Source organism: Streptomyces sp. NPDC007856 (assembly GCF_042868225.1).
Lineage (GTDB): Bacteria > Actinomycetota > Actinomycetes > Streptomycetales > Streptomycetaceae > Streptomyces.
Map to the genome: position 1 here is coordinate 254,614 of NZ_JBIAEC010000004.1, position 20,532 is coordinate 275,145.

13 protein-coding genes and 4 pseudogenes are annotated in these 20,532 nt (G+C 70.6%); 3 read left to right on the forward strand and 14 right to left on the reverse strand.

Annotated features, from left to right (window positions below):
• Window positions 1-51: 51 nt before the first annotated feature.
• Both ACFYOH_RS12490 and ACFYOH_RS12495 read right to left on the reverse strand, forming a co-directional pair.
• Window positions 52-1,053 (reverse strand): annotated as a pseudogene (locus ACFYOH_RS12490) (glycoside hydrolase family 92 protein); the annotation flags it as partial.
• A 52-nt stretch (window positions 1,054-1,105) separates the two neighbouring features.
• Window positions 1,106-1,519: pseudogene (locus tag ACFYOH_RS12495) on the reverse strand (glycoside hydrolase family 92 protein); the annotation flags it as partial.
• Between the two features lie 471 nt (window positions 1,520-1,990).
• Between ACFYOH_RS12495 and ACFYOH_RS12500 the strand changes: the two are divergent.
• Complete coding sequence (locus ACFYOH_RS12500) at window positions 1,991-4,660, forward strand: SpoIIE family protein phosphatase (RefSeq protein ID WP_388624426.1); 2,670 nt, start codon at window positions 1,991-1,993, stop codon at window positions 4,658-4,660.
• 17 nt (window positions 4,661-4,677) lie between these two features.
• Here ACFYOH_RS12500 and ACFYOH_RS12505 read toward each other — a convergent pair whose 3' ends face one another.
• The 3 genes from ACFYOH_RS12505 to acnA form a co-directional block, all read right to left on the reverse strand.
• Window positions 4,678-5,094: a hypothetical protein gene (locus ACFYOH_RS12505; protein WP_388624429.1), complete on the reverse strand. Its 417-nt coding sequence runs from the start codon at window positions 5,092-5,094 to the stop codon at window positions 4,678-4,680.
• Window positions 5,087-5,224, reverse strand: coding sequence for a hypothetical protein (locus ACFYOH_RS12510; protein ID WP_388624431.1), 138 nt, complete (start codon window positions 5,222-5,224; stop codon window positions 5,087-5,089). Before ACFYOH_RS12510 ends, ACFYOH_RS12505 begins: the two co-directional genes overlap by 8 nt.
• 155 nt (window positions 5,225-5,379) lie before the next feature.
• Window positions 5,380-8,097 carry an aconitate hydratase AcnA gene (gene acnA, locus ACFYOH_RS12515; RefSeq protein ID WP_388624434.1) on the reverse strand — a complete coding sequence of 906 codons (2,718 nt, stop codon included), beginning with the start codon at window positions 8,095-8,097 and terminating at the stop codon, window positions 5,380-5,382.
• Window positions 8,098-8,476: 379 nt separating this feature from the next.
• On the opposite strand from acnA, the gene ACFYOH_RS12520 reads away from it, so the two are divergent.
• The gene (locus tag ACFYOH_RS12520) at window positions 8,477-10,006 is read left to right on the forward strand and encodes a helix-turn-helix domain-containing protein (protein ID WP_388624436.1); all 1,530 of its coding nucleotides are present in this window, start codon (window positions 8,477-8,479) and stop codon (window positions 10,004-10,006) included.
• 380 nt (window positions 10,007-10,386) lie between these two features.
• On the opposite strand, the gene ACFYOH_RS12525 is transcribed toward ACFYOH_RS12520, so the two are convergent.
• A complete protein-coding gene (locus ACFYOH_RS12525) occupies window positions 10,387-11,064 on the reverse strand; it encodes a hypothetical protein (protein ID WP_388624438.1) in 678 nt (225 codons plus the stop codon).
• A 667-nt stretch (window positions 11,065-11,731) separates the two neighbouring features.
• Between ACFYOH_RS12525 and ACFYOH_RS12530 the strand changes: the two genes are divergently transcribed.
• Entirely contained in the window at window positions 11,732-12,433 is a 702-nt protein-coding gene (locus ACFYOH_RS12530) for a hypothetical protein (RefSeq protein WP_388624441.1), read from the forward strand.
• Between the two features lie 422 nt (window positions 12,434-12,855).
• On the opposite strand, the pseudogene ACFYOH_RS12535 reads toward ACFYOH_RS12530, so the two are convergent.
• The 8 genes and pseudogenes from ACFYOH_RS12535 to ACFYOH_RS12570 all read right to left on the reverse strand — a co-directional run.
• Window positions 12,856-13,176, reverse strand: a pseudogene (locus ACFYOH_RS12535) (HSP90 family protein); the annotation flags it as partial.
• A gap of 50 nt (window positions 13,177-13,226) precedes the next feature.
• Window positions 13,227-14,190, reverse strand: a pseudogene (locus ACFYOH_RS12540) (hypothetical protein).
• A 251-nt stretch (window positions 14,191-14,441) separates the two neighbouring features.
• Window positions 14,442-15,509, reverse strand: a complete 1,068-nt coding sequence (gene hisC / locus ACFYOH_RS12545; protein ID WP_388624444.1) for a histidinol-phosphate transaminase — start codon at window positions 15,507-15,509, stop codon at window positions 14,442-14,444.
• 47 nt (window positions 15,510-15,556) lie between these two features.
• The gene (locus tag ACFYOH_RS12550) at window positions 15,557-16,849 is read right to left on the reverse strand and encodes an ATP-grasp domain-containing protein (RefSeq protein WP_388624446.1); all 1,293 of its coding nucleotides are present in this window, start codon (window positions 16,847-16,849) and stop codon (window positions 15,557-15,559) included.
• Window positions 16,850-16,879: 30 nt separating this feature from the next.
• Window positions 16,880-17,719 (reverse strand): TauD/TfdA dioxygenase family protein, encoded by an 840-nt coding sequence (locus ACFYOH_RS12555; protein ID WP_388624449.1) that lies wholly within the window; start codon window positions 17,717-17,719, stop codon window positions 16,880-16,882.
• Window positions 17,701-18,924: an MFS transporter gene (locus ACFYOH_RS12560; RefSeq protein WP_388624452.1), complete on the reverse strand. Its 1,224-nt coding sequence runs from the start codon at window positions 18,922-18,924 to the stop codon at window positions 17,701-17,703. The genes ACFYOH_RS12555 and ACFYOH_RS12560 overlap by 19 nt, the downstream gene beginning before the upstream one ends.
• On the reverse strand, window positions 18,921-20,321 hold the full coding sequence (locus tag ACFYOH_RS12565) for an FAD-binding oxidoreductase (RefSeq protein ID WP_388624454.1): 1,401 nt from the start codon (window positions 20,319-20,321) through the stop codon (window positions 18,921-18,923). The genes ACFYOH_RS12560 and ACFYOH_RS12565 overlap by 4 nt, the downstream gene beginning before the upstream one ends.
• Window positions 20,318-20,527 carry a ferredoxin gene (locus tag ACFYOH_RS12570; protein ID WP_388624456.1) on the reverse strand — a complete coding sequence of 70 codons (210 nt, stop codon included), beginning with the start codon at window positions 20,525-20,527 and terminating at the stop codon, window positions 20,318-20,320. The genes ACFYOH_RS12565 and ACFYOH_RS12570 overlap by 4 nt, the downstream gene beginning before the upstream one ends.
• Between the last annotated feature and the right edge of the window lie 5 nt (window positions 20,528-20,532).

Here is a 20,532-nt window from a genome sequence, read left to right on the forward strand (position 1 = left end):
CATGACAAGGGGGCGGGCCCGTTCGGGTCCGCCTCCTTGCCGTGTGATCGGTCAGCCGGTGGCGAGGGTGAACACGTGCAGGTCGCCGTTCTGCGGGAGCCGGACGCTCGCGACGGTCTTCCCGTCCGGTGCGGTGAAGGGCCTGGTGGCGAAGACGTAGGTGGCCACCGGGTCCTTGTCGGCGCCCGCGACATTGCGGTACGTGGTTTTGGCGACGACCTCGTTGCCGTACTGGACGGTGCCGCCTCCGCCGCCGATGGTCCAGTCGGTGAAGGAGAGGTCGACGGTGTCGGTCGTGCCGTTGGTGTGGGTGACGGTCGCCGTGGCCCGCTGGTTGCCGTTGACCGCGCTGTCGATGAAGGACAACATGCTGGCGGGGTTGGTGAGTTGGATGGTTTGGCCGGTTCCCGAGGCGTTGTCCGGGCGGCCGTCGGGTGAGTTTGGCCAGGTGAAGGCGAGGCCGTCGACCGTGCCCGGCCCGCCGGGCGTCAGGCCGGCCGCGGCGAGGGCCTGGCGGGAGTAGCTCCAGCCGCCGCCGTCGTAGTCGGCCTCGTCGTGCTCGCCCGTGTCGTCGGAGATTCCGGTGTCGTCGTAGGCGGCGAGCGGGGTGCCGGGGGCGGCCACGGTGAGCGTGACCGGCTGCCGGTAGGAGGTGTCGCCCGAGGTCACCGTGATCGTGACGGCGGCGAAGCCGTGTGCGGCGGTCCTCGCGGCGGTGAGGGTGATCTCCTGGACGCCGTCGGTGACCGTGCCCTCGGCGGGCGTGGCCGTGACACCGGCCGGGGTGTCCACCCGGAAGCGCACCTCGGGGCCGGTGCCGCCGTTCAGGGACAGCGCGCGGACGACGGTCCTGGTGCTGTCGCCGGGGGCGAGCGTGGCGGCGGTGGGGCCGACACCGATCTGGTACGGCTGCTCGCCCTCGCGGAAGGACGGCGGGGCGGACCCGGGGTCGCTGCCCCAGGTCCGGTTCGGGGTGCCGGAGAGGGTGTAGTCCAGGGTGCCGCCGTCCCGGACGAAGGCCGCCGGCAGCCAGGGGCGGTCGCTGTTGCGGCCGGTTGGCGGTGCGCACCAGCAGCGCGGCGGGCTTGCCGGGCGGGAAGGCGAGGCGGGCCGAGCCGGTGCGCGCGGTGGCGGTCAGGTCGGCGGTGACCCCGGAGGCGAGGCCCACCTTGTAGTGGGCGGGCTCGGCGGTCTCGTCGGCGTGGCCGAAGACGGAGGCGTAGACGGCGTCCTCGCTGAAGCCCCGGATGCGGGTGGCGTCGTACTGGTAGCCACCGGGGACGGCGGTTCTGGTGGCGCCCCTCTGCTGTTCTCGGGGCTCCAGGAGAGCATGCCGAAGGGCACGACGGCGCCCGGGAAGACATCGCCGCCGTTTCCTGGTGCCGATCAGCGGATCGACATACGCGCTGGGGTCCTTGACGAGGCCGGGAGGTGCGGTGGTCGCCGCGGGGGCGGGGGTGGCGGCGGCGCCGGTGGTGAGAAGCGCGGCCAGCGACAGCGACAGGGGGCGGAAACGCATACGCGGCCCTTCCTCCTTACGGACGGGTCGCGCACCACGGGTCGCACAAGCCGCAGTGACGGTTAGGCGCCCCAGCGGTACCACGGAAGGCCGCCGAAGAACGCGTTTGCCTGGGCAGGCGCACGCCTGGATCACTCGGTCGGGTTACCACAAGTGGGTTGACATCGTTGTCGGTTGCCGCGGTAGAGTCATGTACAGACCATAAGACAACGTTGTCGCGCACTCGGTACACCTTACAAGCCAGCACCACCCGGGCGGGTTCCCAACACCCCCCTCACCCGCCCGGCTCGCGGACCCGGTGCACGAACACCGGGTCCGCCCAGAGCGGTTCGGGCACCGAATCCCCCGGCCACCTCCGGGCCCGCCCCGACGGCGTGACCAGGGACGATCCGTGCCTCTGGGGAGGCGACACGCGTCCGACTCGTGGAACGGCCATAGCCACCCGGGTGAAGCCGGTGCTACAAAGGCCGCATGTCGGACATGACTGACCGGCTCAGGCGTCACTCCTGGCGGTCTGTGATCGGCAAAAGCCCGCGGAGCGTCGCCGGGCAGGTCTTCGTGCTGCAGGTGGCGCTGGTCGTGGCACTCGTGCTCTGCGCCGTCCTCGCCCTCGTCCTGCAGTCGCAACGGGACACGAGCACCGAGGCCAGGCGACGGTCGATCGCCGTCGCCCAGACCTTCGCGCACTCCCCCGGCGTCCTGCAGGCGCTGCACGCGCCCAACCCTTCCAAGATCCTCCAGCCGCTCACCGAGGCGGGGCGCAAGTCCGCCGGCGTCGACTTCATCGTCGTCATGGACACCCACGGCATCCGCTACACCCACCCGATTCCCAGCAAGATCGGAAAGCGGTTCGTGGGCCGGATCGGTCCGTCACTGGCCGGCAAGGTGTACACGGAGAGCGTGCACGGCCCGCTGGGCCACGAGGAACAGGCGACCGTGCCGATCGACGACCCCCACGGCAAGGTGGTCGCGCTCGTCTCCGCCGGGATGAAGGTCAAGAACGTCACCCATGAGGTGAACCGGCAGCTGCCGATCATCCTCACCGCCGGGGCCGCGGCGCTCGTGGTGTCGACCGGGGGCACGGCGCTGGTGGGCAGGCGGCTGCGCAGGCAGACCCACAGCCTGGCCCCGGACGAGATGACCCGCATGTACGAGCACCACGACACGGTGCTGCACTCGGTGCGGGAAGGCGTGCTCATCGTCGGCGCCGACGGGCGGCTGATGCTGGTCAACGACGAGGCCAGGCGACTGCTGGAGCTGCCCACCGAGGCCGAGGGGCACCATGTCTCCGGGCTGGCGGGCCTCGATCCCGAATTCGCCGACCTGCTCGCCTCCGGGCGCATGGCCACCGACGAGGTGCTGTTCGCCGGGGACCGGCTGCTGGCGGTCAACCAGCGGCCCACGGACCGGGCCGGAGGCCCCAGGGGCACCGTGGTGACCCTGCGCGACACGACCGAGCTGCAGGCACTGTCCGGACGGGCGGAGGTCGCCAGGGAGCGGCTCAAGCTGCTGTACGACGCCGGTCTCGGCGTCGGCACCACGCTGGACGTGGAGCGTACGGCGGACGAGCTGGCGCGGGTCGCCGTGCCGCGCTTCGCGGACTTCGTCACCGTGGATCTGGCGGACGCCGTGCTGCACGGCGAGGAGCCCGCCGCCACCGCCACGGACATGCGGCGTATCGCCGTCCACGGCGTCCGGGACGACCATCCGCTCTACGAGAAGGACCGGCTGATCGACTTCCTGCCGTCCACGCCGCAGGCCCGCGGGTACGGCAGCGGCCGCTCGGAGCTGGTGATCGATCTGTCCGCCGCGCAGGGCTGGCAGGCCCAGGATCCGCGGCGCACCAGGGAGATCCTCGACTACGGCATCCAGTCGCTGATCGTCGCCCCGATCCGGGCCCGCGGTGTCGTGCTGGGCATGGCGAACTTCTACCGGGCCAAGCGGGACCCCTTCGACGAGGAGGACCTGTCGCTGGCGGAGGAGCTGGTGGCCCGCGCCGCGGTGAGCATCGACAACGCCCGCCGGTACGCCCGTGAGCACGCGGTGGCGGTCACCCTGCAGCGCAGCCTGCTGCCGCGGGCGCTGCCCGAGCAGAGCGCCCTCGACGTCGGTTACCGCTATCTCCCCGCGCAGTCGGGGGTGAGCGGGGACTGGTTCGACGTGATCCCGCTGCCGGGGAGCCGGGTGGCGCTGGTCGTCGGTGACGTGGTCGGCCACGGTCTGCACGCGGCCGCCACCATGGGACGGCTGCGCACCGCGGTGCACAACTTCTCCACCCTCGACCTGCCGCCCGACGAGCTGCTGGGCCATCTGGACGACCTGGTCGGCCGCATCGACCAGGACGAGGGCTGCGCGGGGGCGACCGGGGAGATAGCCGGTGCCACCTGTCTGTACGCGATCTACGACCCGGTGACCCGCTGCTGCACCATGGCGCGGGCGGGGCACCTGGCACCGGCGCTGGTCCGCCCCGACGGCAGCGTCGCCTTCGCCGACCTGCCGGCCGGGCCCCCGCTCGGCATCGGGGGCATGCCGTTCCAGACGGCGGAGTTCCAGCTGGCCGAGGGCACCGAGCTGGTGATGTACACCGACGGTCTCATCGAGGACCGCGCCCGCGATCTGGACGTGGGCATGGAGCTGCTGGCGCAGTCCCTCGCGGGCCATCCCGGCCGGGCACCGGACGCGAGCTGCCAGGCGGTGCTGGACGAGCTGCTGCCCGGGCGGCCCACGGACGACGTCGCGCTGCTCGTCGCGCGCACCCGGGCACTGATGCCCGACCAGGTCGCCGAGTGGGACGTGCTGCCCGATCCGGCGGCCGTGTCGGACATGCGCCTGGCCGTGTCCGGGAAACTGGACGAGTGGGGCCTTGCCGAGCTGGGCTTCGCCACGGAACTCGTGCTCAGCGAGCTGATCACCAACGCCATCCGCTACGGCGGCGAGCCGATCCGGGTGCGGCTGATCCGTGACCGCACGCTGATCTGCGAGGTGTCCGACGGCAGCAACACCTCGCCGCATCTGCGGTACGCCGCGACCACCGACGAGGGCGGCCGGGGTCTGTTCCTGGTCTCGCAGATGACCGAGCGCTGGGGCGTTCGGTACAGCCCGCAGGGCAAGGTGATCTGGGCGGAGCAGGCACTGCCGTAGGCGCACGGCCGGGCGGGTCAGGCCGGGCTGCGCAGCGGACCGGGCCGGCACGCCGAGGACCCCACCGCGGCACCGGACGGCGGCTCGGCGGCCGGGAGTCCGACGCGGAACTCGGTGCGGCCAGTCCCGCCAGGACTCGGATGCCGCTCGCGTCGAGGGCGGTGACCCGGTAGGCGCCGCGTCCGGGGACCGTGCGGTGTGGGCCGCGCGCCGTCGTCGGGGAGCCCGGCGAGGGCGACGCGCTGGGCCGCGGTGAGCGGAGCGGGCTGGGCGTCCCGGCGGACGACGGCGGCCGCGAGAATGTGCCCGCCGGTGTCGAACCGGGCGGCGTGCAGCCCTGACGGATGGCCGCCGGTGCCGAGGAAGGCGAGGTCGGCGGGGCGTTCGGGGTGCCGCGCGGCCCCGGTCACCCCGTGCACGGCGGCGTCACTCACCCGGTTCCAACTCACCCATTACATAGGCGCGTTGGGCGAGGACGGTGGTGAGCACGAGCGCGGCGCACACGCAGTCGAGGACGGCGGTGAGGAGGAGCGGCAGGCGGGTGCGCAGGGGGCGCCGAGTCATCCGGACCTCCCCGTCGGCGGGGTGGGTCCGGTGGGGGCCGGTCCGTCGTGGCTGTGTTCCGGCTGAGCCGGGCCGATGACCCGGTCGCGGGACGGACGGCGAAGGGCCGCACCCCCGGTGCCGGGGGTGCGGCCCTGAACCGCTGTGCCTGCCGCCTACTTGCGGATCAGGTTGCGCAGCACGTACTGCATGATGCCGCCGTTGCGGTAGTAGTCGGCCTCACCGGGGGTGTCGATGCGGACGACCGCGTCGAACTCGACACCGGTGTCGGTGGTGACCTTGACCGTGCGCGGCGTGGTGCCGTCGTTCAGCTCGGTCACGCCGGAGATGGAGAAGGTCTCCTCGCCGGTCAGACCGAGGGACTCGGCGGTGGCGCCCTCCGGGAACTGCAGCGGCAGGACACCCATGCCGATGAGGTTCGAGCGGTGGATGCGCTCGTACGACTCGGCGATGACGGCCTTGACGCCGAGCAGCGCGGTGCCCTTGGCGGCCCAGTCGCGGGACGAGCCGGAGCCGTACTCCTTGCCGGCCAGGACGACCAGCGGGATGCCCTGCTCGATGTAGTTGCGGGAGGCGTCGTAGATGAACGACACCGGACCGCCGTCCTGGGTGAAGTCGCGGGTGTAGCCGCCCTCGGTGCCCGGCGCGATCTGGTTGCGCAGGCGGATGTTGGCGAACGTACCGCGGATCATGACCTCGTGGTTGCCGCGGCGCGAGCCGTAGCTGTTGAAGTCGCGGCGCTCGACGCCGTGCTCCGTGAGGTACTGGCCGGCCGGGGTGTCGGCCTTGATCGCGCCGGCCGGGGAGATGTGGTCGGTGGTGACCGAGTCGCCCAGCTTGGCCAGGACCCGGGCGCCGGCGATGTCCTCGACCGGGGCCGGCTCCATGCCCATGCCCTCGAAGTACGGGGGCTTGCGGACGTAGGTGGACTGCGGGTCCCACTCGAAGGTGTTGCCGGTCGGGACCGGGAGGGACTGCCACTGGGCGTCGCCCGCGAAGACGTCGCTGTAGGACTTGGCGAACATGTCCTCGCCGATGGCGCCCGAGACGACGTCGTTGACCTCGGCCTCGGTCGGCCAGATGTCCTTCAGGTAGACCGGGTTGCCGTCCTGGTCGGTGCCCAGGGCGTCACGGGTGATGTCCACCTTCATGGAGCCCGCGATGGCGTAGGCGACGACCAGCGGCGGGGACGCCAGGTAGTTCATCTTGACGTCGGGGTTGATCCGGCCCTCGAAGTTCCGGTTGCCGGACAGGACCGAGGTGACGGCGAGGTCGTGGTCGTTGACGGCCTTGGAGACCTCCTCCGGCAGCGGGCCGGAGTTGCCGATGCAGGTGGTGCAGCCGTAACCGACCAGGTTGAAGCCCAGCTTGTCCAGGTACGGGGTGAGGCCGGCCTTCTCGAAGTAGTCGGTGACGACCTTCGAGCCCGGGGCGAGGGTGGACTTGACCCACGGCTTGCGGGTCAGGCCCTTCTCGACCGCCTTCTTGGCGACCAGGGCGGCGCCGATCATGACGTACGGGTTGGAGGTGTTGGTGCAGGAGGTGATGGCTGCGACCGTCACCGCACCGTGGTCCAGCTCGTAGGTGGTGCCGTCGGGGGCGGTGACCGGAACCGGGTTGGACGGGAAGCCGTTCGGGTGGACGGCCGGGGCGTCGGAGGCCGGGAAGGACTCCTTGCCCGCCTCGTCGATGTCGTCCACGTAGTTGCGGACGTCCTGCTTGAACTGCTCGGCGGCGTTGGCCAGGACGATGCGGTCCTGCGGGCGCTTCGGGCCGGCGATGGACGGAACGACGGTCGACAGGTCCAGCTCGAGCTTCTCGGAGAAGTCCGGCTCGGCCTTCGGGTCCAGCCAGAGGCCCTGCTGCTTGGCGTAGGCCTCGACCAGGGCGACCTGCTGCTCGGAGCGGCCGGTCAGGCGCAGGTAGTTCAGGGTCTCGTCGTCGATCGGGAAGATCGCGGCGGTGGAGCCGAACTCCGGGGACATGTTGCCGATGGTGGCGCGGTTCGCGAGGGAGGTGGCGGCGACGCCCTCGCCGTAGAACTCGACGAATTTGCCGACCACACCGTGCTTGCGCAGCATCTCGGTGATGGTGAGCACCAGGTCGGTGGCGGTGGTGCCGGCGGGCAGCTCACCGGTGAGCTTGAAGCCGACGACGCGCGGGATGAGCATGGAGACCGGCTGGCCGAGCATGGCGGCCTCGGCCTCGATGCCGCCGACGCCCCAGCCGAGGACGCCGAGGCCGTTGACCATCGTGGTGTGCGAGTCGGTGCCGACCAGGGTGTCCGGGTAGGCCTTGCCGTCGCGGACCATCACGACACGGGCCAGGTGCTCGATGTTCACCTGGTGGACGATGCCGGTGCCCGGGGGGACGACCTTGAACTCGTCGAAGGCGGTCTGGCCCCAGCGCAGGAACTGGTAGCGCTCCTTGTTGCGGCCGTACTCCAGCTCGACGTTCTGCTTGAAGGCGTCGTTGGTGCCGAACTTGTCGGCGATGACGGAGTGGTCGATGACCAGCTCGGCCGGCGCCAGCGGGTTGATCTTGGCGGGGTCGCCGCCGAGCTCCTTCACGGCCTCACGCATGGTCGCGAGGTCCACGACACAGGGCACGCCGGTGAAGTCCTGCATGATCACGCGGGCCGGCGTGAACTGGATCTCCTGGCTGGGCTGGGCCTGGGAGTCCCAGTTGCCGAGGGCGCGGATGTGGTCGGCGGTGATGTTCGCGCCGTCCTCCGTGCGGAGCAGGTTCTCCAGCAGGACCTTGAGGCTGTACGGCAGGCGGGCCGAGCCCTCCACCTTGTCCAGCCGGAAGATCTCGTACGACTCGTCGCCCACCTGCAGCGTGCTGCGGGCGTCGAAGCTGTTCGCCGACACGACAGTCTCCTTCATTGATGTGCGCGTACCACCGTCAATCGTGCCGCCACCCCGGCTGGGCCGATCCGCTAAGGTAAGGCTAAGTTAGGTAACCCTTAGTGGGTGGCGGTTGCGGTGCGCCTGGCAGATATCTCGATGTCGAGATAACTCTAGTACATGGGCGCTGGCTGGTCATGCCCGGCCGGGCCGGACCGTGTCGTTTTTCCTCGGCCGCACGGGAATGGCGGACGGTACACACGGGAAGCCGAATAACGGGACACCCGGGGATGAATCACCCACATGTACGACATCCCCCGTGAACCCGCAGGCCACTGACGTGCCGTCACCCGAATGGACCCCCCGGCGGGCGCCATCTCATATCTGAGATAACCTCAACCTCATGGCAGACGACTACCTCGTACGCATCGGCAAGCTCATCCGTGACGCCCGGCAACATCGGGGCTGGACACAGACGCAGCTCGCGGAGGCGCTGGGCACCAGCCAGAGCGCGGTCAACCGGATCGAGCGCGGGAACCAGAACATCAGCCTTGAGATGATTGCCCGCATAGGAGAAGCCCTGGACAGCGAGATCGTGTCGCTGGGGTACGCGGGCCCGATGCATCTGCGCGTGGTCGGCGGCCGCCGTCTGTCGGGCGCCATCGACGTGAAGACCAGCAAGAACGCGTGCGTCGCGCTGCTGTGCGCCTCGCTGCTGAACAAGGGGCGCACGGTGCTGCGCCGGGTGGCCCGCATCGAGGAGGTGTACCGCCTGCTGGAGGTCCTCAACTCCATCGGCGTGCGCACCCGCTGGATCAACGACGGCGTCGACCTGGAACTGGTGCCGCCGGCCCAGCTGGACATGGCGGCGATCGACGCGGAGGCCGCCGTACGCACCCGCTCGATCATCATGTTCTTCGGTCCGCTGCTGCACCGCATGGACCACTTCAAACTGCCGTACGCCGGCGGCTGCGACCTCGGCACGCGGACCATCGAACCGCACATGATCGCGCTGCGCCGGTTCGGCCTGGACATCGCGGCCACCGAGGGCCAGTACCACGCGCAGGTCGACCGCGCGGTCCGTCCCGACCGTCCGATCGTGCTGACCGAGCGCGGCGACACCGTGACCGAGAACGCGCTGCTGGCCGCCGCCCGGCACGACGGCGTGACGGTCATACGCAACGCCTCCTCCAACTACATGGTCCAGGACTTGTGCTTCTTCCTGGAGGCCCTGGGCGTCAAGGTCGAGGGCATCGGCACCACCACGCTGACCGTGCACGGCGTGCCGAACATCGACGTCGACGTCGACTACTCCCCCTCCGAGGACCCGGTCGAGGCGATGAGCCTGCTGGCCGCCGCGGTGGTGACGGAGTCCGAACTGACCGTGCGCCGCGCCCCCATCGAGTTCCTGGAGATCGAGCTGGCGGTCCTGGAGGAGATGGGCCTCGACCACGACCGGTCGCCCGAGTACTTCGCGGACAACGGCCGCACCCGCCTGGTCGACCTGACCGTCCGCCCCTCCAAGCTCGAAGCCCCGATCGACAAGATCCACCCCATGCCCTTCCCGGGCCTGAACATCGACAACGTCCCGTTCTTCGCGGCGATCGCGGCGGTGGCGCAGGGCAAGACCCTGATCCACGACTGGGTCTACGACAACCGCGCGATCTACCTCACGGACCTCAACCGCCTCGGCGGCCGCCTCCAGCTCCTCGACCCGCACCGGGTCCTGGTCGAGGGCCCCACCCGCTGGCGCGCCGCCGAAATGATGTGCCCGCCCGCCCTGCGCCCCGCGGTGGTCGTCCTGCTGGCGATGATGGCGGCCGAGGGCACGTCCGTGCTGCGGAACGTGTATGTCATCAACCGGGGTTACGAGGATCTCGCCGAGCGGCTGAATTCGATCGGGGCGCAGATCGAGATCTTCCGGGACATCTGAAGGCTCTAGGAAAAAGCAGCGTGAAACCCTCCTGGCTTGCACACATGCGAGGCAGGAGGGAACTCATGGGCGCCTCTGGGACTTTCCTGGGACTTCTGGCCGGGCGCGGAGCGTTGGGAGTGACAGGCACTTCACGTGATTCGTCATCGGAAACATGTCGCCCTGGACGCAGGCGGTAAAACATCAGGTCAGAGAGGCTTTCGGGTCCCGAATGAGGGCCAGCGGGCGCCCGGAGCGTCAAATGAGCGTCACAGCCGTACGTGGGTTCGGCACCAACAATCTGGCGTGGGCATGGCTACCCGCAGTACGGCAGCACCTCCCGGTACGGAGCCTCACGCGGTGGAGTCGTGTCGGTGCGCCCAATGTGGACCCGCCGCGCATCAGTCGGCGGGGGGCTCTGTCCCCTGCATGTCGTGATCGATCCCGGCATGCAGGGTGCGGCCGCCCGACGGGATCACCTCGATGAGGCGTTCCTCCTCCGCGAGGGATAGATCCGTGAAGAGTCGAATGGACGTGTTCACGAGCTCCAGCAGGGGGACACTGCCCCGGGGTGGTTTTACCGAGGCGGTCCGGGTGGAGAAGTTGTACCTCACCGGTACGCCACTTGGCGGCAGGGCTGCTTCGAGTGTCCTGACCAGGGTTCCCGGTCCGAGAGATTCGCTGAGGTGGCGGAGCCGGTCCCCATGCATGGCGCCCACGTCTCCTTCGTACGCCACCTTTCCGCCACCGTTGACCAATGTGATGGCCTTGAGGCTCAGCCCTAGGAGCGGCAGACGATCGCCGACCTCGTCGAGGGCCGGCAGTTCGTACGCCGCCCGTGCTGCCGACGATGTCAGGTGGTCGACCTTCTGTGCGAGCGTGAGAACGAAGCCGGGCGCGTCGAAACTGAGGACTCCCTCGCCCTTAGTCCAGTGCGGGGGGGCTGCGTCACGGCGAGCGGCGACGGAGGAGGGGGCTACGCCGCAAACCCGGGCGTTCCATGTGCTCAGCGCGGCGCGCATGAGGTGCTGGAGATTGTCGGTGGCGGTGATCCCGCCGTGCCGCAGCAGATCGGTCAAAGTGATCTCACTGGCGATACGGCTCCAAAAGTTCCCATCAGGGATCTCCTGGCCTTCGAGGAGGTAATCGAGCGACGACTCGTCCAGTTGCTGCGGATACCTGGGAGCGCGTTCGAGCGCGGCTGCCGGTGCACCACTAGCGCGCCATAAGGTACCCAAGAAGGCCGTCAGGCGGCGCGCGATCGGTGGGGACAGCGTGTCCGAGGCATTATTGACAGTTGATCTGCGGCGCGAGGCCGACTGGGATCCAGGACGCCTGGTTGGTTCCACCTTCGCTTGGCCGACAGCGGCGCCGGTGGTCCCATTGCGTGAACTCGTTACCACTGTCCGGGCGGGGAGTGTCGCGACCGCTGGTTCCCCAGTCATCACGCCCGCCGGCCTGGTGGCGCGGACGGGGGCGATTCGGCGGCGGAGCACCAAGTACCAAGGCAAGGCATTCACCGTCGGAACGCGCGGCCTTCGGGGTGGTGATGTCCTGGTGCCGCCCTCGCCGTCCGGGCCGGCCGTTCTTGTCGACGACCGGCTGAACGGTGCGCTCCTCTCATCCCGGTTCACAGCCCTCCGGCCTCTCAATCCGGTGTTTTCCCGGTGGATCTGGGCCGTGTTGAACGCCCGGGCGGGACAGGCTCGTCGGGCGTCGCTGGCGACAGGTACCACTATGGCGTCCGTGAAGACGCCGGATCTGCTGGAGATGGGCGTGCCCCTGCCGCCCCTTGTTGAGGTCCAGCGGCTCGACAGAGTGCTGGCTTCGATCGAGGCGGGAACGCATCGCGAGGAGGAGCCGTCGGAGTCGACGTGGTGGGTCACGGCTGACCTCCGGCGCCGGGGCGACTGGGGGATCATGCTCGCCACTCCTCGTCCCGAGCTCCTGGAGGACGGCGAACCGCTCGGTTCCTTCGTACGGGAGATGAAGCCGTCCCGCTCAACCCGCGGCTTCGAGGTGCCGACGGAACTGCCGGGCACGCTACCGGTCGTGGACGTGAGTGTCCTGGGGGGCCGTCCGACCCGGCGATGGGCCGCGCCGCAGTCCACCACCGTCACCCTCATCGCCCCGGGCGACCTCCTGATCGCCCGCGTGGGCGAGTACTCGTACGCCACCGTCGCGCAACGCCCGGCCGTCGCGGATCCGGGCATCTTCGTCCTCCGGCTGCATGAGCAGTCACAAGGGCCTGCGCTCGCGCACTTCCTGAACGGGCGCGCGGGGCAGACCAGGAGGCGCATGTTCTTGCGGGGCGTGACGGTTCCCTCCTTGCGGAGGGCAGACATCGAGAGATTCCCGATCCCAGCAGAAGCCCTCGAGTTCGAAGGAGACGTTGAGCCGGACGTGGGGTTGGCGGACCAATTGGAGCAGGTCTTGTGGACCGCATGAGCTGCACGCTTTCGCCCCTCGTCTACGCCGAGCTGTACCGGTTGCTTGCCGCGGACAAGCAGCGGTACGACGACATCGAGGAGCGGCTGAGCGAGATCGGGTACGCCCCCGCGTGGCTGCGTACCGCTGCCGACGCCTACGACGAGTACTGGGCGGTGCAGCTGGAACTGGCCGGTGCGGACGGCGTCGGGACCATCTGGGTCGGGAGTGCCGAGCATGCCCTCCTGGCTACCTGGGTACTCGCCGGCCTTCGCAACACAGGCGACGACAACACGCTGAGTTCGGCGCTCAGGGCGAACGTCCATAGGCGTGCGGTGAGCGAGGTCCCCGATCTAAAGATGCCTTTGCCATCGGTCCTCAACCCGGTTATATACGGGTGGACTCTCGGCAAAGTAGTGAGTCTGAGTTCGACTGACGTACCACTGGTCGGCGCGCTTGCTGCTGCGGCCGATCGTGGCGAGGAAGGTGTGCACGTCGGCCTCGGTGAGACCGACGCCGTCGTCCTCGACACGTACCACCGAACCGTCGGCGTACAGGCGGATACCGAAGGCGTCGGCGGGTGCGGCCGGTTCGAGGCCGTGCCGCGCGGTCAGCGCGTCCACCGCGTTCTGCAGGAGTTCGCGCAGGTAGACGCGGGGGCTGGAGTAGAGGTGGTGGGAGAGGAGATCGACGAGGCCGCGCAGATCCACCTGGAAGGTGCGGTCGGCGCCGGCCGGGCTCGAAGGGGTCGCGGGCAGAGTCATCGGGCAGTCCGGGGTGAGGTGAGCGACGAACGGCGGACGGGGTGGCGGGTTCAGGCGTTGCGCCGGGCGCGGGCGTACATCTCTTCCGGCTTCGCCATGTACCTCCAGGGCCATGCGGTGTAGGCGCCCTGCAGCTCGCGGAAGACGCGCGGCAGCACGAGGCGTTCGGAGGCCAGGGACAAGGCCATGGCGAAGACGTTGAAGTCCTGCTGCCAGCCCGGGCGACGCACGTAGGCGGGGTGGAGGATGCTGCGCTCGGCCGTTTCCAGCAACTCGTCCTGGATCTCGGGGGTGATGAGGCCGTTCCTCTATGTGCGCGATGGCGATCACACAGCCGAGGCGGTGGCCATCGGGCGCCCCGGCGAACGCGGCACGGGCGAACGCCAGGGCCTGGCCCGGCTCGCCGCCCCAACGCGGCTGCAACTGCGAAACCCACTCGACGTGGGTCTCCAGGTCCAGCGGTTCGCGGCGCAGGGCGGCGTCGAGCCGGGTCTCGTTGACAGCTTGGCCCAGCGACATGCCGCGGCCGGAGGTTAGGAGGCGGCGCCATGGTGTGACCCATTCCGGCCGCAACTCGGCTGCCTCCAGCAGCTGCTGCTCGGCGATGTGGAGCCGCTCGTGGAAAACCCGCCACTGCTCCGGCTTGACATCCGCGGCACGCGCGCGGGTGCGGGCCTCCCAGCCCCAGTTGATGTGGCGCGCCCCGGATATCAGCAGGGCAGTCGCCCGGTGCTCCTTGTCCTCCTCGACGGCCCGGCCGATCCAGTCCTGCACACCGTCCAGGTCGGCCAGCTCACCGAGGACCTGATCGTCGCGGCCGAGATCGAAGGGGGCCAGCGCCGCCTTGACCGCCGCCCAGTCACCCGCGCCGGCCGCCTCGACCAGCGCGAGCACCCGCGAGTCTCCGAGCGCGCGCAGCGTGTACATCCCGTGCTTCTGCCTGCGCGGGACGGGAAGGGCGTACGGATCCGCCGCCGGCCTCTCCCCGCCCCTGCCGAACAGGCTGCCGAACATGCCGCGCCCTCCCCGGGTTCCGCGTGATCGTTCGGTGCAGCATAAGCGGCACCACCGACACCGCTTCCACAGGGTTTTCCACCGGTGGTTCACGGGGTCGGTCCCGGCCTCGCGCGCGGCGGTGGGCAAGGGCCAGGACGGTTCGGGTGTGGCGCTTGCCCTCGGAGCGTCCGCGGTCGTGGAACTGACGCGCCTCCGTTCAGTGTCGGACCCCAGGCGTGCCGAAGACCGTCATCGCCGGGCAGCCTGGGTCAGGTCGGCCATCCGGTGGCCGCGTACTCCTCCGCCGCCCGCAGGAAGACGTCGTTGTGCTCGCGCGCCCCGACCGTGACCCGTACTCCCTCGTCGCCGAAGCGCCGGACCAGCGCACCGCGGTCCGCGCAGAACTCGGCGAAGCTCTCCGACCGACCGCCCAGCGGAAGCCAGAGGAAGTTCGCCTGGGAGGCGGGGACGGACAGACCGGCCTTCAGCAGCCGGTGCCGGACGCGCTCCCGCTCCGCGGCCACGGCCAGGCAGCGCTCGGTCACCTCCGCGATGTGGTCGAGCGCGGCCGTCGCCGCCGCCTGCGCCGGACCACTGACCGCGAAGGGCACCGCCACCTTGTTCACCGCCGAGACGACGGCGGGCGAGCCGACGCAGTAGCCGACCCGGATCCCGGCGAGCCCGTAGGCCTTCGAAAAGGTGCGGAGGACAGCCACGTTCTCGCGCTCACGGGCGAGCAACAGGCCGTCGGGCACATCCGGGTCCGTCACGAACTCCCGGTACGCCTCGTCCAGCACCACGAGCACGTCGCCCGGGATGCGCTCCACGAAGTCTCGTAGTTCCCGGGTGCCCACCGCGGTGCCGGTCGGGTTGTTGGGGTTGCAGACGAAGACCACGCGGGTCGCCGGGGAGACGGCGTCCGCCATGGCGGCCAGGTCGTGCCGGTGCCCGGGGTCCAGCGGAACGGTACGGGACTGCGCTCCGGCGACCCGCGCGAAGACGGGATACGCCTCGAACGAACGCCATGCGCAGAGCACTTCGTCGCCCGGTGCGCAGTAGGCCTGGATCAGCTGCTGGCACAGGCTCACCGAGCCGCAACCGATCGCGACCCATGACTCGGGAACCTCCATCTCGGCAGCCAGCCGTGCCACCAGGTCCTCGGAGAACCACTGCGGGTACCGGTTCCCCTGGGAGGCCGCCCGGGCGACCGCCTCGACGACCGCGGGCAGCGGAGGAAGAGAGCTCTCGTTCGAGTTGAGCAGGATCGCGCCGGGCGGGCGACCCGGGATGATGTAGTCGGGGATGCCGGCCAGATCGGCCCGCGTGGGCACACCCATGGGGCAACTTTCCTTTCGGACGGGCGTTGAGGGAAGCGGCGCCCGCGTCAGCGCGCGGCTTCGTCGGACGGGACGAGCCGGAAGAGCGCGTCCTGCAGGCCCTGGATCCGCCGGTGATCGGCGAGCAGGTCCTCGTGGCGGTCCCCCACCAGGAAGACCCGCAGCGGGCTGGAGAGCAGATCGGTGGTGGGGCGCATCCGGTCGCCGGGGCGGAGCCGGGGCACGGCCAGCCGGACCGTGCGAAGGGCGGCGATCCGGGCCAGGACCTCCTCGTCGATCTCCTCGACGATCCCCTTCCGGGTGGTCTGCCCGTGCACGACGAGGGCTTCTCGACGCTTGCGGTACATCGTGCGCCCCGCGTAACGGCGCTGGAACTCCTCCGGCCGTACGCAGGCCAGGGCGAGCAGGTCCGCCTGGTTGCCGTCCATGCAGGTGTCGTGCACGGCGGGCACCATGTCTCCGTTGAGCCGGGCGCCGACCTCGACCAGTGCGGGGCCCTCGGGGGTCAGCACGACCTCTGCGTGGGCGGCGCCGAAGCGGATGTCGAGGGCGTCGAGGACGCGGTCCGCGTAGTCGACGAGGACGGGCACCTCGGGGCTGTCCGGGTCGAGCAGGATGTCCTTGTCGTAAATCCGCTTGGTGCCGGTCTCCGTCTTCTCGTACCGCCATACCCCGCACACGTGGCGCCCGCCGCCGGGGCCCCGGACGACGTCCACGATGTACTCGGGGCCCAGCAGGAAGGACTGCGCGAGGACCTCGGTGTTCCGGCGCTCGAAGATGTCGTACGTGCCGAGGACGGCGGCCACGGCCCTGCGGATCTCCTCGGCGCTGCGGCAGATGGAGACGCCGTCGGTGGAGGCCGAGCTGAGCGGCTTGACCACCACGGGGTAGCCGGCCTCGCGCTGCGCCCAGGCGACGATCTCGGCGGCGTCCGCGGACTTCAGCTGCCGGGCGCAGCGGAGCCCGGAGGCTCGCAGCGCCTCGATCATCCGGTACTTGTCGCGGCGCACGGCGGAGGTCGCGGCCGGGTTGCCGGGCAGGCCGAGCCGCTCGGCGACGGCGTCGGCCGGGGGAACGCCGGTCTCCTGTCCGGGCAGGACGCCGACGGGGGCGTAGGCGGCGAGCTCCTTGGCGGTGCGGTCCCAGTCGCCGGTGCTGTGCACCACGTTCGCGACGTAGGGCTCGAGGTCCGGGGGCGGGACGGAGGCGAGGAACTCCGGGGTGGACTGCAGGTGGACGACGTCGGCGCCGAGCCGCTGGAAGGCGGCGGGCAGGAACTTGCCGATCGAGTACCCGTCGACGACAACGCCGACGGGACGGCTCGGGGCGGGGTGGCTCATGGGAGGTCTGGTCCTTTCGCGCGCTGCCGGTCAGGCGGCGGCGACGCTGATGCGGTGCACGGTCCGGCCGACGCCCTCAGGAAGGTCGGTCGCCCGGTGGTAGGTGGTGGCCGTCTTCCAGATCAGCAGGTCGTCGTGCGTCCAGCGGTGCTCGTAGACGTGCGCGGGGTCCTGCACCAGGGAGTCGACCAGGTCGAAGAACTCCTCGTTGCCGTTGGCGTCGAGACCGACGACCGAGTCCATGTACTCGCGGGCGGCGTAGAGGAAGCGCCGGCCGGTGAAGGTGTCGCGGCGGACGACGGGGTGCTCGACCGCCGGGAACTCGTGGGCGACCAGAGCCCGCATCTCGGCGATGGACAGGCCCACGTGGCGGGGCTCGATGCGCTGCTGCCTGGTCAGGGTGTGCAGTCCGGTGAGGCCCTCCAGGCGGGTCTTCCATTCCTCGGGCAGCCGGTCGTAGACGTCGGCGGCGGAGGTGAAGAGGGTGTGGCCGTGTTCCTCGGGCACGTTCACCCCGTGCAGCACCGTGTACTCGGCGGGACGCGCGTTGTACGACGAGTCCTGGTGCCAGAAGTTTCCGACCCGGGGGACGCCGACGGGCCTGTTCTTCCGGCGTTCGTTGGAGGAGACGAGGATCTCGGCGAACTTCGGGTGGCGCCAGTCGCTCAGCAGGAAGGGCACGGGGTTGCCGAGGCGGGCGGCGAGCCCGATGTGCTGCTCGGGTGTCAGCCGGATGCCGCGCAGCACCACCAGGTCCCGCTGGTGGACGGAGTCGACGACGTCCGCGAAGAGCTCCTCGCTCCGCAGGTCCTCGTGGGTGACTCCGGTGTACTCGACGCCGATGAACGGGGTCAGATCGCGTCGGTGCATGAGGGTTCCTCCTTGTACCAGGTGTAGGGGCTGCTGCGGGCCACCGTCAGCAGGACCCAGGCGACGCACAGGGCGCCGCCTGCGACGGCCCACGGGATGCCGGGGGCGGAAGGCCGGGTGAGCAGCAGGGCGAGGTGGGGAGCCAGAATGAAGGCGATGTTGACGCCGGTGGAGTAGAGGCTGAGATTGCGGTCCGCCGAGGCCTCGCTGGACAGCTCGCTGACGTAGCCGAGGAGCGCCGGGAACACGACGATCTCCCCGGCGGTCCACACGAGCGTGGACAGGACGAGTGACGGACCCGATCCGGACAGCGCCATCAGCAGGAAGCCGCTGCCCGCGAGGCCGTAGCCGAGGAGCAGGGTGGGCAGGTGTCGGGTCCTGGCCATCAGCACGTTGAGGGGGACCTCGAACAGGACGATGCCCACCGCGTTGACGGAGAAGACGACGCCCGCCCAGTACCCGGCCAGGCCCAGTCCGACGATGACGTAGGTGGAGAGGAAGACGGACGGCAGCGAGTAGGCGAGCTGGACGGGCAGCGAGAGGCCGAAAATCGTCCAGAACCGGGCCCGTTCGTACGGGGTGCGGCGGACGATGCCGCTCTTCGGCGCGTTGCGCCCCGAGGGGAGAGCGGCCGGCACTCCGCGGGAGCGCAGCGCGAGGTGTCCGGCGGCGGCCAGGGCGCAGCCGGCGTTCGCCCAGAACACCAGCCGCGCGTCGACGGCGAAGAGCAACCCGCCGACGACGGGTCCGGCGGCCATGCCGAGGTTGATAGCGAGCCGGTAGCAGGAGAAGGCGACTTTCCGCTCGTCGGGGTCCGCGGCGGCGACGGTCGCCGAGTACGCGGCCGGCGTGACGATCTCGTACGCGAACCCCCACACCAGGACGGCGGCGACCAGCGGCGCCACGCCGTGCAAGAAGGGGAACACGGCCGGCACCGCCGCGCTGAGGCCCAGGCCGCCCAGCATCAGCGCATGGGCGGTGACCCTGCCGAGCAGGACGCTCGCCGCCAGGTCGGCGGCGAGGGCGCCCACGCCGAAGCAGGCGAGGACGGTGCCGGTCGGGCCCTTGCCCAGCCCCTCGTGCACCAGCAGGTGGGCGGCGAGGAACGGATAGGCCATCGTGCCGGTACGGAAGATCAGGGTGGTGAGGAACAGGGTGCGCAGCGGCGCGGGGAGCCCCGCGACGGTGCGGACGGTACGGGTCACGGCGTGCGCCCGCCCGCCGGGCGCCGGGCGAACAGGGCGCCCGGGTTGAAGAGACCCGCGGGGTCGAGGGCGTTCTTCAGCTGCCGGTGGACCCGCATCGAGACGGGGCCCAGCTCCCGTTCCAGCCACTCCGTCTTGAGCTTGCCGATGCCGTGCTCGCCGGTGACGGTGCCGCCGAGGGACAGGGCCAGGGCGAGGATGGCGTCGAAGGCCTTCCGGGCACGGGCGTACTGTGCCGTCGACGCCCCGTCGTACAGGACGGTGGGGTGCATATTGCCGTCGCCCGCGTGGCCGACGACGGCCACGGTCAGCCCCGCCTCCACCCCGATCTCCTCGCATCCGGCCATGAGTTCGGCGATCCGGGTGCGGGGCACCGCCACGTCCTCCGTCATGCAGGCTCCCCGCGCCTCGAGGGCCGGGAGGGACACCCGGCGGGCCTTGAGCAGCAGACCACCCTCGGCCGGGTCCCGGGTGGCGTGCGTCCAGTCGGCGCCCGCCTCCTTGAACAGCCCTTCCATGGCGTCCAGTTCGGCGGCGGCCGGCTCTCCGCCGGCGTCCGACTGGCACAGCAGCAGGGCGCTGCCGTCGCCCGCGCCGAGGTCCGCCCGCAGGTACTCGGCGGAAGCCCGCAGGGAGGTGGCGTCCATGATCTCCATCAGGGAGGGCACCAGACCGGCCCGGACCACACGGTTGACGGCGTCCCCGGCCCGCTCCACGGAGTCGAAGGCGGCGACGATCGTGCCCGGCGCGGCCGGCAGCGGACGCAGCTTGAGCGTCGCCTCGGTGATGATGCCCAGCGTGCCCTCGCTGCCGACGAACAGCCGGGTCAGGTCGTAGCCCGCCACGCCCTTGACGGTCCTGCGGCCCGTGGTGAGCAACGAGCCGTCGGCCAGGACGACTTCGAGGCCGAGGACGGCGTCGCTGGTCACGCCGTACTTTCCGCAGCACAGGCCGCCGGCGTCCGTGGCGAGGTTGCCACCGAGCGTGCACCATTCGAGGCTGGAGGGATCGGGCGGGTAGAAGAGGCCGTGTTCGGCGGCGGCGTCTCGGAGCGCCCGGTTGATCACCCCGGGCTGGACGACGGCCAGCCGGTTGTCCGCGTCGAGTTCGAGGATCCGGTCCATCCGGGTGGTGACCAGGACGACGCACCCGTCCACCGCGTTGGCGCCGCCGGTCAGACCGCTGCCCGCGCCGCGTGGGACGACGGGCACGGCGGCCTCGGCACAGGCGCGGACGCACGCCTGCACCTCGGCGGTGCCGGCGGGCAGCACCACGGCGCGCGGGCGGCCCGCCGGGGCCATCGGCATCATGTCGCGGGCGTAGCCCTCGGTCACGTCCGGATCGGTGAGCACGGCAGCACTGCCCACCGCGTCCCGCAGCCGGTCGATCAGGCTCACGCGGTGCCGTCCTCGGCATCGACGAGGATCGCCCGGGCCGGGCAGAGGTCCGCCGCCTCGTGGACGGCGTCGGTGAGCGCGGCGCCCGGCTCGGTGTCGAGCAGCACGACGATGCCGTCGGCCTCGTCCTGGTCGAAGACCTCGGGTGCCGACAGGACACAGTGCCCGGCTCCGACACATCGCTCGGGTTCAAGGGTGATCTTCACGGTGG

Bases quoted from the DNA above. Each gene is read 5' to 3' on its own strand.
- ACFYOH_RS12500 (WP_388624426.1), top strand. From the start codon at position 1,991: ATGTCGGACATGACTGACCGGCTCAGGCGTCACTCCTGGCGGTCTGTG.
- ACFYOH_RS12510 (WP_388624431.1), bottom strand. From the start codon at position 5,224: ATGACTCGGCGCCCCCTGCGCACCCGCCTGCCGCTCCTCCTCACCGCC.
- ACFYOH_RS12520 (WP_388624436.1), top strand. From the start codon at position 8,477: ATGGCAGACGACTACCTCGTACGCATCGGCAAGCTCATCCGTGACGCC.
- hisC (WP_388624444.1), bottom strand. From the start codon at position 15,509: ATGGGTGTGCCCACGCGGGCCGATCTGGCCGGCATCCCCGACTACATC.
- ACFYOH_RS12550 (WP_388624446.1), bottom strand. From the start codon at position 16,849: ATGAGCCACCCCGCCCCGAGCCGTCCCGTCGGCGTTGTCGTCGACGGG.
- ACFYOH_RS12555 (WP_388624449.1), bottom strand. From the start codon at position 17,719: ATGCACCGACGCGATCTGACCCCGTTCATCGGCGTCGAGTACACCGGA.